Annotated in this window: 11 protein-coding genes and 1 pseudogene; 5 read left to right on the top strand and 7 right to left on the bottom strand. The window is 69.4% G+C overall.

Translation table 11 applies throughout. From position 1 onward, the window contains the following. Positions 1-335: 335 nt before the first annotated feature. Both ACUKCB_RS19750 and ACUKCB_RS19745 read right to left on the bottom strand, forming a co-directional pair. Positions 336-527: a DUF397 domain-containing protein gene (locus ACUKCB_RS19750; protein WP_191275667.1), complete on the bottom strand. Its 192-nt coding sequence runs from the start codon at positions 525-527 to the stop codon at positions 336-338. An 11-nt stretch (positions 528-538) separates the two neighbouring features. Then, positions 539-1,381: a helix-turn-helix domain-containing protein gene (locus ACUKCB_RS19745; RefSeq protein WP_191275665.1), complete on the bottom strand. Its 843-nt coding sequence runs from the start codon at positions 1,379-1,381 to the stop codon at positions 539-541. 424 nt (positions 1,382-1,805) lie between these two features. Here ACUKCB_RS19745 and ACUKCB_RS19740 point away from each other — a divergent pair. The 5 genes and pseudogenes from ACUKCB_RS19740 to ACUKCB_RS19720 form a co-directional block, all read left to right on the top strand. Beyond that, positions 1,806-2,297, top strand: a pseudogene (locus ACUKCB_RS19740) (hypothetical protein); the annotation flags it as partial. Positions 2,298-2,486: 189 nt separating this feature from the next. Further along, positions 2,487-3,005, top strand: coding sequence for an ATP-binding protein (locus ACUKCB_RS19735; RefSeq protein ID WP_473041075.1), 519 nt, complete (start codon positions 2,487-2,489; stop codon positions 3,003-3,005). 26 nt (positions 3,006-3,031) lie between these two features. Continuing rightward, positions 3,032-3,475, top strand: coding sequence for a hypothetical protein (locus ACUKCB_RS19730; RefSeq protein WP_473037084.1), 444 nt, complete (start codon positions 3,032-3,034; stop codon positions 3,473-3,475). 102 nt (positions 3,476-3,577) lie between these two features. Continuing rightward, positions 3,578-5,629 carry an acyltransferase family protein gene (locus tag ACUKCB_RS19725; protein WP_473037082.1) on the top strand — a complete coding sequence of 684 codons (2,052 nt, stop codon included), beginning with the start codon at positions 3,578-3,580 and terminating at the stop codon, positions 5,627-5,629. 71 nt (positions 5,630-5,700) lie between these two features. Continuing rightward, complete coding sequence (locus ACUKCB_RS19720; protein WP_473037080.1) at positions 5,701-6,570, top strand: alpha/beta fold hydrolase; 870 nt, start codon at positions 5,701-5,703, stop codon at positions 6,568-6,570. Between the two features lie 83 nt (positions 6,571-6,653). Here ACUKCB_RS19720 and ACUKCB_RS19715 read toward each other — a convergent pair whose 3' ends face one another. The 5 genes from ACUKCB_RS19715 to ACUKCB_RS19695 all read right to left on the bottom strand — a co-directional run bounded on the left by ACUKCB_RS19715 (position 6,654) and on the right by ACUKCB_RS19695 (position 16,481). Further along, positions 6,654-7,313, bottom strand: a complete 660-nt coding sequence (locus ACUKCB_RS19715) for an RloB family protein (protein ID WP_473037079.1) — start codon at positions 7,311-7,313, stop codon at positions 6,654-6,656. Further along, entirely contained in the window at positions 7,297-8,610 is a 1,314-nt protein-coding gene (locus tag ACUKCB_RS19710; RefSeq protein WP_473037078.1) for an AAA family ATPase, read from the bottom strand. Before ACUKCB_RS19710 ends, ACUKCB_RS19715 begins: the two co-directional genes overlap by 17 nt. 153 nt (positions 8,611-8,763) lie before the next feature. Next, positions 8,764-13,845 (bottom strand): DNA repair ATPase, encoded by a 5,082-nt coding sequence (locus ACUKCB_RS19705; protein WP_473037076.1) that lies wholly within the window; start codon positions 13,843-13,845, stop codon positions 8,764-8,766. A gap of 11 nt (positions 13,846-13,856) precedes the next feature. Further along, positions 13,857-15,902: an SPFH domain-containing protein gene (locus ACUKCB_RS19700; protein ID WP_473037074.1), complete on the bottom strand. Its 2,046-nt coding sequence runs from the start codon at positions 15,900-15,902 to the stop codon at positions 13,857-13,859. Positions 15,903-16,112: 210 nt separating this feature from the next. After that, entirely contained in the window at positions 16,113-16,481 is a 369-nt protein-coding gene (locus ACUKCB_RS19695; protein WP_473037073.1) for a nuclear transport factor 2 family protein, read from the bottom strand. Positions 16,482-16,744 lie beyond the last annotated feature (263 nt).

Below are 16,744 nucleotides of genomic sequence, written 5' to 3'. Positions count from 1 at the left end.
CGAAAGCACGGGGTCTCCGTGACAAACACCAGTACCTCCGCGCGTTCCGGTTCCCGTAGCGGTCACCGGCAGGAGATCGACGGCCCGCGCGCGGTCGCCGTCCTTATGGTGGCCGTTTACCACGTGTGGTTCGGCCAGGTCTCGGGGGCGTCACCCTCTTCCTGCTGCTCGCCCCCGGCGGATGTCTGGCTCTCAGTGTTAGCGCCCTCTAGGTGTCGAGGACGCCCTTGTGCCGGATGCCACCGCACTCGATCAGCTTCGGTGCCGGGCTGCCCCACGAACATCGACGCCCCCGGTCAGCCACAGTGGCCGGGGGCGTGTTCGGTCTGGAGAACTCAGACCTGGTCGGTACGGATGGTGCTGAGAGCGGCGGTCCACGCTGCTCCAGCGAAGCTGAGGTGCCCGAGGTCCCTGTTCTGGGTGTCGCGCACGGCCGCACCGGCAGGAAGGTTAGCGACTTCGACGCAGTTGTCGCCCCGGCCGCTGTAAGACGACTTCCGGAAGTGCAGGTCGTTGGATGAACGCATGGGAGTCCTTGCTAGATGAGTGATTCCAAGTACCGGAGCGAGGCTTCGGGCGACTCTGCCGAGCCGCAGATGTGGCCGAAGATGCCGACGTAGTTCTGGATGGCCTCGGGCTGTTCCAGGTACAGGTCCTCGGTCGCGGCCTCTATGTACACCAAGGGCAGGTCTGCCGGGTCAGGGAAGTCCAAGATCATGAAGGCCCCCTCCATCGCGGCGTGGGAACCAGCTTCGTCTCGGAGCACCTGAATATCGATGTTCGGCCGCTCGGCGATGGCGATGAGATGCCGGATCTGGTCCGCCATCACCTTGGGCCCGCCGACTCGCTTGCGCAGCGCCGCCTCATCGATCACCGCCCACACGCTCGGAGCGGCCTCTGCAGCGAGGATCTCCTGCCTCTTGAGTCGACCCGCCACCTTGCGCTCGATGTCGTCATCGCTCAGCACTCGACTACCCCGTAGTACCGCAGCAGCGTATTCGGGGGTTTGGAATAGCCCAGGGATCAGCAAGGCTTCGTAGGTGCGGATCATCGAGGCGCCGGTTTCGAAGTCAGCCAGGCCGCCTCTGAGAACGTCCTTGAAGTCGATCCACCAGCCTCGCAGGCGTGACTCACTTGCCAGAGACACGATGGCGTCGCGCATCTCGTCGGGCAGATCGTAGACCTCGGCGAGGTCCTTCATGTCGCGGACGCTCGGTAGCTTCCACTCGTTGCGCTCCATGCGCGAGAGCTTGCCGCTGGACCAGCCCAGCTGCTTGTTCACGCTCTCGATCTTGAGGTTGCGATCCTCGCGCATGCGTCGGAGCAGAGCGGACAGTCGGCGCCTTCTGGCGCTGGGGCTGTACCGGCTGTCGGCCGCCATGTGTCACCTCCTGGCCCGCCTGATCATAGGCCAGGCAAAGGGAATCAGACATATCACCCAGATGCGAATCACATCTTGTGAAAAGCATTGCACGTATCGCATGATGGTTATCCGCGTTCGTCTATGCCGCCCTCACTCAGCGGCATCCGAATACCAGGAGCCGCGCTATGCCGCGTTGCTTGAACTTGTCTGAGCTGGCCTCTGTGCGCTACCGCGCTACCGAGATCCTGCGTCGCCGCCGTCCCCGCAGGGCCGGGCGTGTGCGTGCCTTCGCTGCCAACCCCCGTATCCACTCCGAGGCGCGGCCCTCCCACCCGGCTCGCCCTCCGCTGATCCCGGCGCCTCGGCGGCCGTTGGACACCGCGCCCTTGGAGGTTCTCCAGGCTGTGCTCGCCGGACTTCAGCGGCTGGGGGCGGCGGTCTGATGCATGACGTCTACACCAGGGACCTGTTCACCGTCATCGACAACGCACTCCGGCCGCCCGCTCACCTCACGCCCGTGCAGCTGGCCGAGTGGCACGTCCACACTCTCCGGAATCGGCTCCCCCAGCTCCGGGAAGCTCTGCGCCTCGCCCGCGAAGAGAACGACGCCGAGCTGGCCGCCCTTCTGATCGACCAGGCCATAGCCGATCACCCCGACCCGCCCCGCGCGGTCCGGACGGTCGGCGGGGGCGGGGACCGCGTGCCGCGTCCCTTGCAGAACCCGCGTTCCGAGGGTGAGCTGCCGATCCCCGAGCACCTCCTGGGCCCGCTGCTCCACAAGCAGTGGAACCTGACCATCGAGGGTCAGCCGCCCCACGGACAGTACGTGGCCCGGCGTCCGATCGGCTGGACGGGTGAGGGCGACCCCTTCGAGCGGATCACCGCGCCCACCCGTCGCGAACTGCTCCGGTTGCTCGGTCACCGCCTCCGGGGGGACCGACCCGCCTGCCGCATAGAACCCGGCACGTCCTTCAAGCCCCGCATGCCCGCTGCGGTACCGACCCCCAAGGTTCGGCGGACGCGCGGCCCATCAGCAGTACGCAGGAAAAAGCTCTGGCGGGTGCGGCAAACACCCCCAGAGCAGGCCGACAAGCCAGATCCACTAAGAAAGCGAGTTGCCGACATGGCCATTGTGTCAAACATCCTCACTCCCACGCCCCCGTTCGCGGGACGCCGCTGGACCTCCCGGATCTACCCGGGCGAGCTGGCCCACACCAGTGGGGTGCGCGCGGACCTGGCCGCTGACCTGTTCCGGGTGGCCGGGATCGGTGAGGAGACCAGCGAGAACATGGTGCTGTGCCTGAGCGAGATGTTCGCGAACGCCTGCGCACACTCGCGTTCGGGGCAGGGCGCCGAGGGACGGGTGGTCCGCACGTTGTACATGCCCACCGCCAGCAGCATCCAGGTCGCGGTCGTGGACGACGGGACGCGCACGGACGCCGTCGAGTCCCACGGGCCGCAGATCCCGCAGGAGCGGACGTCAAAGGAGTGGGCCGAGGCCGAGCGCGGCCGGGGCCTGCTGCTCATCCACCACCTGGCCGACCGTTGGGGCACGCGGTCGGTGGTGGACTTCCCGTTCTGCGCCGGACTGGGCACGGTCACCTGGGCCGAGTTCACCCTGAACGGTGGTGGTCAGGGATGACGGCCACCGGAACCAGGGTGCGGTCCGTGCTCGCTGAACCCCGGGGACGCCGCTTCTCGCGTCCGGGCGCGGCCCCGGCCCGACGCGCGACCCAGCGCCCGCGGCGCGACCAGCACACCCGGACCACCGCTCCGGAGTCGTACGAGGCCCGTCGGGCACGGCTGCTGCGCCAGATGGAGGGCAACCCCCGGGTCGTCCGCATGCTCGAGAACGGCGAGCTCCCGCACTGGATGCACGTGGCCCGCCAGCGCCGTGAACAGGCCGGGCGAGAGGCCCGGGAAACCGAACCGGCCTGGGAGGAGGTACACGCCCCCGTGGAACCGGTGCCCCGTACCCGGCGGGGCCGTCACCGTGCCCCGCGCCGCCGGAAGGACCGGCCCGCAGTCGCCGTGAGCGCCGCATTCCTGCTCGGACTGGCGGCCGCGGAGACGATCGGTCAGGGGGTCTTCCGGGCAGCCGGACTCCTCTGATCCCCACCCGCCCCGTGCGGGACTCCGTTTCCCCGCGGGTTTGCGTGGACGTCAGCTTTCGTATCCCGGGCAGTCACACGGGGCCGCGAGTCTGGTCTCCTCGTGAAAGCGATCAGACCCGACTCGCGCCCCGTCGTCCCCCGCGCCGGCAGCGCCCTTCCTTCGAAGACCGGTCACCGCCAGGAGATCGACGGCCTCAGAGCGGTCGCCGTCCTCCTCGTGGCCGTCTACCACGTCTGGTTCGGCCGGGTCTCCGGCGGCGTCGACGTCTTCCTGCTGATCACCGGCTTCCTCATCACCGGTTCCCTGGTGCGCGCGGCCGAACGCGGCGGCCTGCGCTACGGCGCCTTCCTGAGCCGCCTGGCCGCGCGCCTGATCCCCACCGCGGCCCTGGTGATCGCGGTGTCCCTGGTGGGTGCCCGCCTCCTGCTCCCCGAGGCCCGCTGGCGCGACGCGATCGGCGAGGCCATCGCCGCCGCCCTCTACCACCAGAACTGGCACCTGGCCCTCGGGTCGGTCGACTACCTGGCCCGCGACGAGGGGACCGGGCCCTTCCAGCACTTCTGGTCACTGTCCGTCCAGGGGCAGTTCTACCTGCTGTGGCCGGTGGTGATCGGCCTGGCCGTGTGGTGGGCCGCCCGGCGCGGCCACAGCCCGCACCGGGTGCTCCTCGTCGTCCTGGGCGTGGTCCTCGCCCTCTCGCTCGCCTACTCGGTGTTCATGACCCGTGCGGACCAGCCGTGGGCGTACTTCGACACGGGGGCGCGCCTGTGGGAGTTCGCCCTCGGCGGCCTGCTCGCGCTCCTCCTGCCGTACCTGAACCCGCCCCGGGCTGCCCGGGTCCTGCTGGGCTGGTTCGGTCTGGCCGCCCTGGTCCTGTGCGGTGTGCTCCTCCAGGTGTCCACGGTCTTTCCCGGCTACGCGGCCCTGTGGCCGACCCTGGCGGCGGTCGCGGTCGTGGTCGCCGGAACCACCGGCTCCCCCTGGGGCGCCGACCGCTGGCTCGCCCTCCGCCCGCTGCGCTACCTGGGTTCGATCTCCTACGCCCTGTACCTGTGGCACTGGCCGGTGCTGGTGTTCTACCTGGCGGCCGCCGACCGAACCCTCGCCGGCCCGCTCGGCGGCGCCGCCGTCCTCGCTCTCTCGGCCGCTCTCGCCGCGGCGACCACCCCGCTCTCGGACCGGATCGTCGCCGTCGGACGGGGGCCGGTGCGCGCCCCGCTGGTCGCCGCCGCCTGCCTGGTCCCCCTGTTGCTGTCCACAGGCCTGTGGACAGCCCGGATGGACGCCCAGCAACGGCAACTGGAGGCGCTGCTCACCGACCCGGCCCGCTATCCCGGTGCGGCCGCGCTGCTCACCGGAGACCACGGCGAGTACCCCGACCCGGTCCACCCGCCCCCGGCCTCCGCCGCACAGGACGTCCCCGTCACCTACGACGACGGCTGCAACCAGTCCACCTCCGGCACCGAGGCGCTCACCTGCGTCTACGGGACCGAGGACGCGGAGGAGGCCGACCGCACCGTCGCCCTGGTCGGCGGCTCCCACGCCGCCCACTGGTTCCCCGCCCTGGAGGAGATCGCACAGCGCCGGAACTGGCGGCTGGTCAACATCACCAAGGGCGCCTGCCTGTTCACCGACACGCCGCAGCTCTACAAGGGCGAGCCCTACACCGAGTGCGCCGAGTGGAACCGCAACGTCATGACCGAGCTCGAAACCCTCCGCCCCGACGCGGTGTTCACCACCGGCACCACCACGAGCCTGGACACCTCTGCGGGCTTCGGTACGGAGACCGTGGTGGACGGCTACGTCGACCGCTGGCGGGAACTGGACTCCCTCGGCATCGAGGTCGTCGCCGTCCGCGACACCCCGCGCCTGCCCTTCGACGCCCCCGACTGCCTCTCCACCGCCACCCCGCGGGAGTGCACGGCCTCCCCCGCGGAGTCGATGGCCGAGGAGTCACCGCTGGACGGCGTCGAACTCCCCTCGAACGTCACCGTCCTCGACCTGACCGATCACTTCTGCGAACCCGGGTCCTGCAGCCCCGTCGTCGGCAACGTCCTCGTCTACTGGGACAGCAGCCACGTCACCACCACCTACATGCGCACCCTCGCCCCGGAACTGGAGAAACACCTCCTCACCGCGACCGCCTGGTGACGTCTCCGTGTGGCGCGCGGGGGCGGCGGGTATTCTCCCCGACCACTCCACCACGCGAGACGGGGGCACCGATGCGGTCCGAAGAGCGACTGATCCAGGTCGGCGACGTGGAGCTCTGCACGCAGTCCTTCGGGGACGCCGAGCACCCGCCGATCCTCCTGATCGCCGGGAACCAGTCGTCGATGGACTGGTGGGAGGACGGGTTCTGCGAGCGCCTCGCCGCCGCGGGGCGCTTCGTCGTGCGCTACGACAGTCGGGACACCGGGCGGTCGACCCGGTTCCCGGTCGGTGAGCCCGGCTACTCCGGGGACGCGCTCATCCACGACGCCGTCGCAGTGCTGGACGGTTGGGGACTGCCCCGAGCGCACATCGTGGGGATCTCCTCGGGCGGCGGGATCGCCCAGTACCTCGGTGTGTGGAACGCCGACCGGGTCGTGTCACTGATCCTGATGTCCACCACGTCGGTGGGTTCCGGGGAACGGCACCCGGACCTGCCGCCGCCCAGCGCCGCCGTCTCGAAGTCGTTCGCCGACCCGCCGCCCGACCCCGACTGGGGCGACCGGGAGTCGGTGGCCGAGTACATGGTCGCCGCGGAGCACGTCTTCGCCGGAGACGCCCCGGTCGACCCGGACCGGATCCGGCGGATCGTGGAGCGGTCGATGGAACGCGGCGGCGACATGGCCTCCGCGGCCAACCACTGGTTGGTCGGAGGGTCCTCCCTGGGTGACCGGCTCGGTGAGATCACCGCGCCCACCCTCGTGCTGCACGGGCGGGAGGACCCGCTCTTCCCCTGGCGGCACGGCGAGGCCCTCGCGGCCGAGATCCCCGGCGCCCGCCTGAGTCTGGTCTCCGGCGTGGGCCACCAGCACCCGCCGCCGGAGCGCTGGGACGAGGTGGTCGGGGCGATCGCCGAACACACCGCGCCCGACCAGGCACGGTGATCCGGGGGTGTAACCGGTGCGCGGGGCGCCCCTCCCGGACGTGCCCGGGGCCGCCGCGCCTTCACGGGTACAGCGCCCCGACCTCAACGAAGCCCTTCGGCGTACTGCCTCTCGATCGTGTCGACCACCGCGTGGACATCGGTCCAGGGGTAGTCGTCGTAACAGTCCGCACGGGTCCGTGCGGCCTGCTCGCGGGCCCGACTCAGGCCGTCCTGGAAGTCTGCAAAGTCGGTGCCTGCCCTGCCCCTTCTGGTCTGGCCCTTCGCCCATCCTGGAACGGTTTCCCTGAGGAGCCGTTCCGTGTCCTTGGGCAGATGGCAGCCGTTCAACGATCCCCGTTTCAGGTGGTGGAGCAGGAGCCAGACCTCGAAGGTGGGATGGGAGACAGCAGTGCGGACTGTGGCCTCGGCAGCCGAACACCTGGTCTCCCGGACCCGCGAGCGCAGATGGGTCACGTCCTCGCCTTCGGTGTCGAAGACCGCCCAGATCTCCGAGTACCCCTCGCTACGGCGGTCCAGTGCCTCCTGCACGATCAGCTTGGCCGCGGTTCGTTCGGCGAGTTCGACGGAGACCGGCTCGGCAACTCGGATGGGATCGGAACCGCTCCGCATGTGGAGAGCCCTGAAATGCTGCCTGAGTCCGGTGAAGTACTCGCGCTCCGTCTCGCCCTCACCGAGGATCAGTACCTTGGGGTGCTCACGCCTCGGACCAGGTCGTTTGCCGTGACTACGGCCCTTCCTCATGGGGGGTTCCCTCTCCGACGGGCTTGTTCTCCGAGGTGACGGAGCGTGGACGCAGGGCTTTGATCAGGAGTTCCTCGTCGACGAAGGGGACCGCACCGTAGCGTCCGACCAGGTAGCGCCGGTCGCGGTTCTCTTCCCCGGAGCTCTCGTAGCTCGACATCGGGAACAGGGATGTGGCGCCGTCAGGCCCCTTCTCGGTCAGCCAGATCTCGTCCTCGGTGAGCACCTCACGGCCGTGCACGCGGCCGAGCAGGCTGGTGTCGTGGCTGGTGAAGATCAGCTGCGCGCCGTTGGGGTTGTTCTCCGGGTCCTTGAAGAGTGAGATGAGGCTTCCCGAGAGCAGGGTGTGCAGGCTGGTGTCGATCTCGTCGACGACCAGTGTTCCACCGCGCTCGAGGACCCGCATGATGATCGGGCCGAGACCGAGAAGTGCCTTGGTACCAGCCGACTCGTCCATCTGGTTCAAAGGATGGTCTTGACCCGCACCCCGGTGTTGGAAGAAGAACTGTCTGCGTTCCCCGTCAGAGAGGTGGCTTACTTCGATGCTGTAGCCGTTGATCCCTGTGTCAACCGCTTCGGCGAGGTCCGCCAACCGGTCCAGAAGCGAAGGGTCCGTGGGGATGGAGTGCTGACGCAAGGCCTCCAGATTGCCTTGCCGGATCACCAGGGAACCACGGAACCACTGGCGGACCCTGGCCAGCGCGGTCACGGAGGCCGAGTGGAAGGTGATTGGGCTGGCGTTCGCGAGCACCGTAATGAGGAGAACGTTCCGCTCGATGCTGAGAACGTCGGTGAGTTCCGGTGTGTTCGGGACGGAGTCCCCGTAGGTGAAGTCGAGACCTTCCCGCTCGAAGACGACCTGTTTGGTGCCGTTCTCCAGTTGGAGGTACAGCCATTCCTCCAGTACGGAGGTGTCGTTCACAGTGAAGCCGTAGGAATGCCTTTGCCCGCCCAGCAGGAGCTCCACCGCGAACCCCGAGGGGCGGTCGACCGAACTTTCATCTAGCAGGAACGGATCCCGGCGAATGCGCTCGTCGTCATCCTCGGGGCCGAGCGGCCAACGTTGACTGAACCCGAGTCCCGAAGGCCCTGAGATCACCATGAGGCTCATGAACTGGAGCGCCCTCACCAACGCGGACTTGCCGGAGGCGTTGGCTCCGAAGATGCCGGTGGCCCTGAGCGGTTCGGTCTCGGAGGGCGACGGGAACCCGTCGGCGCTCTGCTCGGCGGGTACGAGGATGAGTTCCTGCTCGTCGCGTAGCGAGCGGTGGTTCTCCACCCGAAAACTCAGCAGCATGTCCTCAGTCTCCCCGGTCGAGGCGGCGCGACCTCCATGGTGTGAATACGCCCCACTCACCCTAGAGGAGGGGCAGTCCCGGGACTGGGCAAGGCGAACACGAAAGGGCCGCCACCCGCGTGGATGGCGGCCCCCGGCCTTCGGACGCCGCGGCTACCGCTCGGAGCCCCGTTCGAGTGCCGTGCTGATCTCGCCGACCCGGTCGGCCAGCAGCCCCATCGCGCCGATGGCCCTGGTCATCGGGTCGTCATCGGACCCGCCCAGGGCGCGGCCCCTGCGGAAGCCCTCCTTGACCTCCCCCCAGCGCGCCTCCTGTTCCTCGGTCATGACCCCCCGCAGCTCGGCGAGCTTGAGCAGGTTGGCTTCGGCCCCGGACGTCAGGGTCTGGGCCTCACCGAGGTAGTGGTCGTCGATGACGGCCTCCACCTCGGCGTCGTTCATGACCGGGACGATCTTCTCCGCGAGCCGGTTCATGTTCCGGTAGGAGCCCTGGAGCTGGAACGGGGGCTCGGTGCGGGCGTCCTCGGACTGGGCCGCCGACGCGATGTAGGCCTGGTTGTTGGCCAGCACCACCTCCTGCACCCGCAGCAGCTTCTGCAGGACCGACACGATCCGGTCCACCTCCGCCGCCGAGTACGGGTGCTTCAGCTGGTCCGTCCCGACCGGTTCGTCCCCCCGCGCCCTGCCCTGGGCCATCCGCACGAACGTGTACACGTCCTCCCGGTCCCGGGTGGACAGCGGGGACAGCGTCTGGTTGGAGGTGAGCGCGTTCTCGATGTAGCTGAGCGCGAACAGCTCCTCCTTGCCGGACAGCACATCGCCCAGGTTGTACACGTCGGCGCGGTTGGCGAGCATGTCCGGGATCCGGAACCGTTTGCCCTGCTCGGTGTAGGGGTTGCCGGCCATGCACACCGCGAACCTCTTGCCGCGCAGGTCGTAGGTCCGGGTCCGGCCCTCCCAGACACCTTCCATCCGGCGCTGCCCGTCGCACAGGGAGATGAACTTCTGCAGCAGCTCCGGGTTGGTGTGCTGGATGTCGTCCAGGTACAGCATGGTGTTGCTGCCCATCTCCAGCGCGAAGGAGATCTTCTCGATCTCCTGCCGGGAGGTGGCGTCCGGGGCCTCGGCCGGGTCCAACGAGGTCACCGAGTGCCCCAGCGCAGGCCCGTTGACCTTGACGAACACCAGGCCGAGCCGGCTGGCCACGTACTCCATCAGGGTGGTCTTGCCGTAGCCGGGCGGTGAGATGAGCAGCAGCAGGCCGCTCTGGTCGGTGCGTTTGTCGTCGCCGGCCGCGCCCAGCTGTTTGGCGAGGTTGTCGCCGATGAGCGGCAGGTAGGACTCGTCGAGCAGCCGGTTGCGCACGAACCCGCTCATCACCTTCGGCCGGTACTCCGCCAACCGCAGGCGTTCGCGCTCCTGGGCCACCAGCAGGTTCCGTCTGCGCTGGAAGTCCCGGTAGGCGGGTACGTCCAGGGTCCGGAACCGCCGGGTGCGCGGCAGGATCTCGTCGAGCCGGACCTGGAGCGAGCGCTCGCTGATCCGCGGGTGCGCACCCAGCAGGCCCGTGACGTGCTCGCTCACCGCAGCCGAGGACTCGTACCGTTCGACGCCCTCGCCCCGGCCGGGGGGCGTGCCCCTGGTCAGGGCGATCGCCGCGGCCTCGGGCAGGTCGCCCGGGGCCGGGGGCTCCTCCAGGGTGGTCGCGTACGCCTCCAGCCACGCCGTCACCAGCTGGTGCCGTGCGGCCAGGTCGTCGTCGAGCCTGCGCAGGTCCTCCTCGAAGGACGTGCGGGTGGTCTCCCTGGTGCTGCCCAGCGCCCGGTGGAACCGGTCCAGGAGCCGGCGGGCGCCCGCACCCGAGACGAACCCGCGCTCGGCGGGCCCGTCCGCGGCCAACTCCTCGAACAGGTAGTCGCCCACCAGCTCCAGGTCGACGTCCTGGTGCAGGCCGGTGTCGGTGAGGAAGGCGTCCACACCCTCGGAGAGTTCGCCGCGCAGCCCGTCGATCGCCGCGGACCTGCGCGCGCCGAACACGCTCCGGGCCCGTGCCAGCGAGGATGCCCGCGTCTTCCAGGCCGACCGCTGATCCTTGTCGGTGCCGTGTGCCCAGAACAACTGGGCCACGGCCCGCACCCGTCCGGGGTAGCGCAGCAGACCCGCGCCGGCGCGCAGCCGCAGCAGCGCGGAGAGGATCCGGGCGGCGTCGTGGTCGTGCACGCCCCGCTCGTACCCCTCGTCGTACCGGGTCTCCGCGACCCCGCGCACCAGGGACTGCAGCGAGTCCCCGTTCTCGGCGTGCAGCTCCGCGTCGTGCAGGGCGTCGAGAGTCAGACCCTCGGCCCCCTCCTCGGCCGCCGCCAGGATCGAGGTGGCCAGGTACTCGGCCCGGTACACCTCGGGGCTCTCCGAGACCAGCAGCCGGTCCCACAGGTGCCTGGTTTGCTGGAAGGCCTCGTCGGTGACGGGCGCCCGGAAGTCGGTGCCGGTGACGGCCACCGACATGTGTCCGTCGTGCGGGGTGAGGGTGAGGTCGATCGGCTGGGTGTTGACCGCGAACCGGTGCCTGCCCAGCCGGATGGTCTCCCCTCCGGCACCGCCCTCGAACAGGTCGGTGCGGTCCCGCAGGGCCCGCCCCGCCTCCTGCCGGGCGGCCAGGACCTGGCCCTGGAGCTCCTCGGCGCGCACGGTGTCGCCGAGTTCGCGCATCTCCTCGACGGTGCGGCGCAGCCGCGCCACCATCGCGTCCGAGGCGAAGTAGGTGTTGACCTCCTCCAGCGTGGTCAGCGCGGCGACCCGCCGGTGCACGCCCTCCAGCACCCGGGCGGCCGAGGAGGCCAGACGGTCGGCCCGCCGGGAGCGCTCGTCGACCAGCGCCTGCTTGCGGGTGGAGAAGGCCTCGTAGACGTCCTCGCGTTTGTCCGACAGTTCCTGGAGGAAGTCGTCGAACTCGGCGAAGCGCGATTCCAGGTTCTCCAGTTGGAGCATGATCCGGCCGAGCTGCTCGTCGCAGTGCTCCGGGGTGTCCGCGGCGGCGATCGCCCCGGTGATGGCCTGTCCCAGCAGGGCGAACTCGGCGGCGAACTCGGCCCGGCCCTCCAGGGCGAGCAGCTCCCCGCGCCGTGACTCCAGTGTGGCGCGAGCCCGGTTGACCCCGGCCATCACCTCGCTGATCCGTTCCAGGATGCGGGTACGGACCTGGGCGTCACCGATGTCGAGGGAGCCGATCACCTCGGTGACGACCTGGAGGCCCTCGGTCTGTTCGGCGATCCGTTCACCGACCGCGGTGGCGGCGCTGACCGCGTCCAGGGCCTCGGCCTCCTCGACGAGCCGGTCCACCTCGGTGTGGTAGCCGTCGAAGGCGTCGTCCTGTTCGAGGAAGGCCACGGTGCGGCGCCCGACGGAGGCGATCTCCTCGCCGAGGCCCTCCTCGACCGCGTCGATCCGGTCGGTGTCCGCGTAGCGCATCTCGCGCAGCGTGGCGGCCTGCCCCTGGGCGCGGCGCAGGTCGGTCAGCCGGCTCACCCACCCCTCCGCCGAGCGCGGGGTCTCGCCCCGGGACCGGCGGATGAGCGCGGTGACCTTCTCCTCGGTCTCACGGAGGCTCTCGTCGGCCTGCCGGGTGAGCTCCTGAACGGTCTCGAACTCGTCCAGGACCCGCTCCGCGGTGGAGCGCACCTCGCCCAGCGGGGCGGCCAGGTCGCCCAGTTCCGCCTCTCCCAGCCAGTGGAACCGGTCCAGGACCCGGCGGCAGGACGCGATGAGCGCCTCGAACACCTCGGTGGAGGGCCGCATGTCCTCGGCGATGCGCGCCACCGACAGGCACTCGGAGACGCCCTGGACCAGTTCGGCGTTGCCGATCCGCTCCAGCGGGCCGGTGCCGACCGGTTGCGCGGCCGCGTACACGTCGGACACGTACGGGGTCTGCCACACCTGCATGGGGTGCACCCGGGTGGGCTCCCCCGAGTTGTCGCGGAAGACCGTCATCGTCCCGTCGTCGAACAGCGAGTAGCCGTGGCAGACGATGGGGTTGGCGACCTCCTTGCGGATGGTGTTGTACGACAGCAGCAGGCTGCGGCCGTCCGCCCTCGAGTGGAAGACGTACAGGACGTCCTCGCCGTTGGGCGAGCGCACCACCCGCTCGAACTCCAGGTCGGTGACGTCGGTGTCGAAGGTCCGCGCGACCCCCGTGGCCAGGTAGTAGCCGCCGGGGAAGATGAGCCCCTGGTCGTCGGGCAGTCGCTGGCAGGACTGGCCGATGCCGTCGAGGCGCTCGACCTCCTTGGTGCGCGTGTTGAAGACCAGGTGGCGCCAGGTCGTCTCGTTGTAGGGCAGGACGCGCAGGAGGATGAGCGCGCCGACCCGGGCGTGGTGCACCGAGGCGTCGGCCAGGCTCTGCAGCGGTTCGTCGACGGGTTCGCTGTAGACGCCCTCGCCGACCTCGGTGTTGTTCTCGATCTTGACGGTCAGGTCGCCGCCGACCGTCTCCACGAACAGCGTGTCGTGGACGGAGATGTGCGGGTGCCGCCCCTGGACGTGGTCCTCGCGGGTGGTCTCCGTCCACTCGAAGTCGTGTGCGGGCGGGAACACGTGGTCGCGTTCGCCGCGGTCGTCCAGGTAGGTGATCCCGCCGTCGGGAGCCACCGACCACCGCAGGACCCGCACGTCCTCGGTGCGCGGGCCGGTCTGGAACACGGCGAGGAGCCGGTCCTCGACCCGGCGCAGCTGGAGCAGGCGGGCGTCCCGGTAGTAGCGGTAGAGCTGGGTGAACTCCTGGCGGAACCGCTCGTGCGCGAGCAGCCCGGGGATGGCGTCCTCGGGCGCGTCGGTGAACTCGAAGGAGGCACCGCCGTGCTCGTACCGGTGCAGGGAGAACACGTCGCTGACGTGTGTCTGGCTCTGCATGCCGATGTAGACGTTGTAGCCGAAGAGGATCATGTCCCCGTCGGCGGCGTCCCCGACGGAGCGTCCGACGCTCACGATGTCCCGGGGCACGCAGTTGTGTTCGGTCCGGATGCGCTCGGTGCCGCGCAGGGAGAGTTCGGCGGAGCCGAAGACCTCCAGTCGGCGGTTGTTGAGTTCCTCGGTCCGCCGGGCCAGCTCACCGGTCTGTTCGCGGAGCCGGGCGCGGAGCACCTCGTAGGTGCCCGCGTCCAGCGACCGCGCGTCCTCGGTGTCGGGTCCGGGGCCTTCAGTCTCCTGGGACTGTGTTTCCTGGGAGTGGGCCTCGGTCACGGAGGACTACCTCACTGCTTCACGGGGGCGAGAGCGTTCACGGGGAGCTGGTCCAGGCCCATGGAACGGGCCGTGGTGAGCAGTCTGTCGAGCTTGCCCGCCTCGGGGCCACCCGCGGCGATGAGCTTGAGCAGCAGTGCGGAGACGGTGAGGTTCTTGACGTCCTCGGTGCCGACCTCGGACATGACCTTCTTCATGTCCTCGGCGAAGTTGCCCTCGCTGTTCAGCCAGCCGTTGCCCAGGGCCTGGACGGTGTCGGAGTTGCCGACGAAGCCGTCGACGGCCTTGCCCATGCCGATGGAGTTGACCATGCGGTCGAAGAAGGCGCCGTCGCCGCCGACGATGCTGATGTCGGCGCTCTCCAGACCCGCGGCCATTGCGGTGGCCTGGGCCTCGGCGACCTGACGGTGCACGTCGATCCCGGCCAGCCGGACCTCCTTCTCGGCGTCCAGGCGCAGACGGTACTCCTCGTGCTCGCGGCTGACCTGGTCCAGGGCGGCCATGGCCTCGGCCTTGTCGGTCAGGCCGGCGGCCTCGGCACGCAGCTTCTTCTCCACCGCGTCGGCCTCGACCTCGGCCTTCTCGCGGGCCACGACGGCCTCGGCGCGGCCGAGCTTCTCGACGGCCTCGGCGTCCTGCTGGCGGACCTGGACCTCGGCCAGGCCGGCGGCCGCGGCCTCGGCCTGCAGGCCCTCGGCGAGACGGATCTTGGCGCGGGTGTCCAGCTCGGCGGCCTGCTGGCGGGCCTCGGCGAGCGTGAGCTCCTCCTGGGCCCGGTGCTTGGCGGCCGCCTCGGCCGCCTCAGCGGCCTTGATGTCCTTGACCAGGTTCTCCTGGGCCTCGGCCTCGGCGTGGATGATGATGGCCTGGCGCTGGCGCTCGGCCTCCTCCACGGCGCGAAGCTTCTTGATCGCCTCCTCCTGCTCGGCGACGGTGCGGTCGACGGCCACGCGCTCGCGGACGACGTCGGCGACCTCGCGCTTCTCGGCCTCGACCTCCTTGTCCTTGGCGATGCGGCTCAGCTCGGTCTCGCGCTCGCGGCCGATGACCTCCAGGAGGCGGTCCTTCTCGATCCGCTCGGACTCGATGGCGATGACGCGCTCGCGGTTCTTCTCGGCGACCGCGATCTCACGCTGCTGGTTCTGCTGCTGGACGCCCAGTGACTCGGAGGTGCGCAGGTTGGCGGCCTCGGCCTTGAGCCGCTCCTCGGCCTGGACGCGTGCGGTCTCGGCCTCCTCCTGGGCGCGGATGATCTCGATCTCGCGCTTGGCCTTGGCCGCGGCCTCCTCGCGGCGCTTCTCCAGCTCGGCGAGGGTCTCGGCGGTCTCCGTGTTCTGCCGGTCGATCTCCTTGCGGCGGTCGTTCTCGAACTCGTTGGTGCGCTTGTGCTCGGAGGCGGTGCGCTCCGTGATCTTCGAGATACCCTGCGCGTCGAGGATGTTGTTGGCGTCGTGCTGGTGCAGCGGGGTCTGCTCCAGCTCGTCGATGGCGACGTCCTCGAGGATGTAGCCGTTGAGGTCGGTGCCGATCAGCGAGACGATCGCCTGGCGGAACTCCTCACGCTGGGTGAACAGCTCCTCGAAGTCGAACTGCTTGCCGACCGTCTTGAGGGCCTCGGAGAACTTGGAGTTGAAGAGTTCCTGGAGGGTGTCCTGGTCGCTGGCGCGCTCGGTGCCGATCGCCTTGGCGACCTTCTTGACGTCCTCGGCGGTCTCGTTGACCCGGACGTAGAAGAACACCTTGATGTCCGCGCGGATGTTGTCCTTGCAGGTCAGGCCGTCACGGCCGCCTCGCTCCAGGGTCAGGCTCTTGAGTGAGATGTCCATGATCTCGGCCTTGTGCAGGACCGGGAGGACGATCGCACCGGTGAAGGTGACGTGGACGTCCCGCACCTTGGAGATGATCAGGGCCTTGCCCTGTTCGACCTTGCGGAACAGCCTCGTCACCATCAGGAGCAGGGCGATGAGGACGATGACGCCGACGGCCAGGGCGACACCGGCGGTCAGGAAGGCCGCGTCGGCTGCCTCCTGTCCGGTGGAGGACGCACTCAGCAACACGTGGGGGCCTCTTTCTGAGAGGTGAACGGGGATCGGCTCGGCACCGGGAGGGGCACACGACGGTGGGGCGCCGCTTCCGGATGAGGAGCGTTCGTCGTGGTCTGTGACGCGCCCTGGCAGCGAACGGTTCCGCGTGGACCGGGAGGGCCCCGTCGACCCCGGTCGGACACGGGCCCGGTGAGGGGCCCGGCCCGGGGCGCGTGATCCGGTCTACCCCCCGCCGCGCGGCCGATCCGCGTAGTGCGGGGACAGGAACCGTCGCTGCCCGAGGATCAGGCCGTCATCCGTCAGGGTGAAGATGTCCACGAAGTCCACCTCCTCGGGGGCCTGGCCGGGCCCGTGCGGCGGCACCACGAACCGGCCGACCGCGGCGATGTCTCCGGACTGCCCGAACACGCGGTAGAGATCATGGAAACCCCGGGGACGGAACGGGCCCCCGCAAAGCCTTTCGGCTTCGTCGCGTCCGTGCGCCAGCGGAAGGTCCGGCCGCTTTATCTGCACTTTTTCTGCGAGGAGCGACGCGTATCCGTCAATGTCTCCGTGATCCAGATAGTGGTACGAAAGCCGAACGTGGTCCACTCCGAGTGAGGTTATCGTGGCTCCTGGTGATGGGCGGTTGTGATCGTTTCCGGTTGGCGGCACGCCCACTCCTCTCTGCTCCGGCCTCCTGTGTGGTCACGGATCGTCATGGTTCCGCCCGGGGGGTCACGGAGTGTGTTTCGGTTCTGGTTCCAGAATGGCCACCGCCCCTATTGGCCCGCTATCGCATGGCTACCATCCGTTTCCCTGTTGTTGGCGGCCTGATATTGACGATCTGCTTTTCGAGTGGCTAAGTTGTCCGG

Source organism: Nocardiopsis moroccensis, assembly GCF_055763695.1.
Note: the sequence above shows the minus strand (reverse complement) of the source record. Positions and strands in the feature narration are given on the sequence as shown.

Coding starts and splice junctions, on each gene's coding strand:
- ACUKCB_RS19745 (WP_191275665.1), bottom strand. CDS start 1,381: ATGGCGGCCGACAGCCGGTACAGCCCCAGCGCCAGAAGGCGCCGACTG.
- ACUKCB_RS19715 (WP_473037079.1), bottom strand. CDS start 7,313: ATGAGGAAGGGCCGTAGTCACGGCAAACGACCTGGTCCGAGGCGTGAG.
- ACUKCB_RS19710 (WP_473037078.1), bottom strand. CDS start 8,610: ATGCTGCTGAGTTTTCGGGTGGAGAACCACCGCTCGCTACGCGACGAG.
- ACUKCB_RS19720 (WP_473037080.1), top strand. CDS start 5,701: ATGCGGTCCGAAGAGCGACTGATCCAGGTCGGCGACGTGGAGCTCTGC.
- ACUKCB_RS19750 (WP_191275667.1), bottom strand. CDS start 527: ATGCGTTCATCCAACGACCTGCACTTCCGGAAGTCGTCTTACAGCGGC.
- ACUKCB_RS19735 (WP_473041075.1), top strand. CDS start 2,487: ATGGCCATTGTGTCAAACATCCTCACTCCCACGCCCCCGTTCGCGGGA.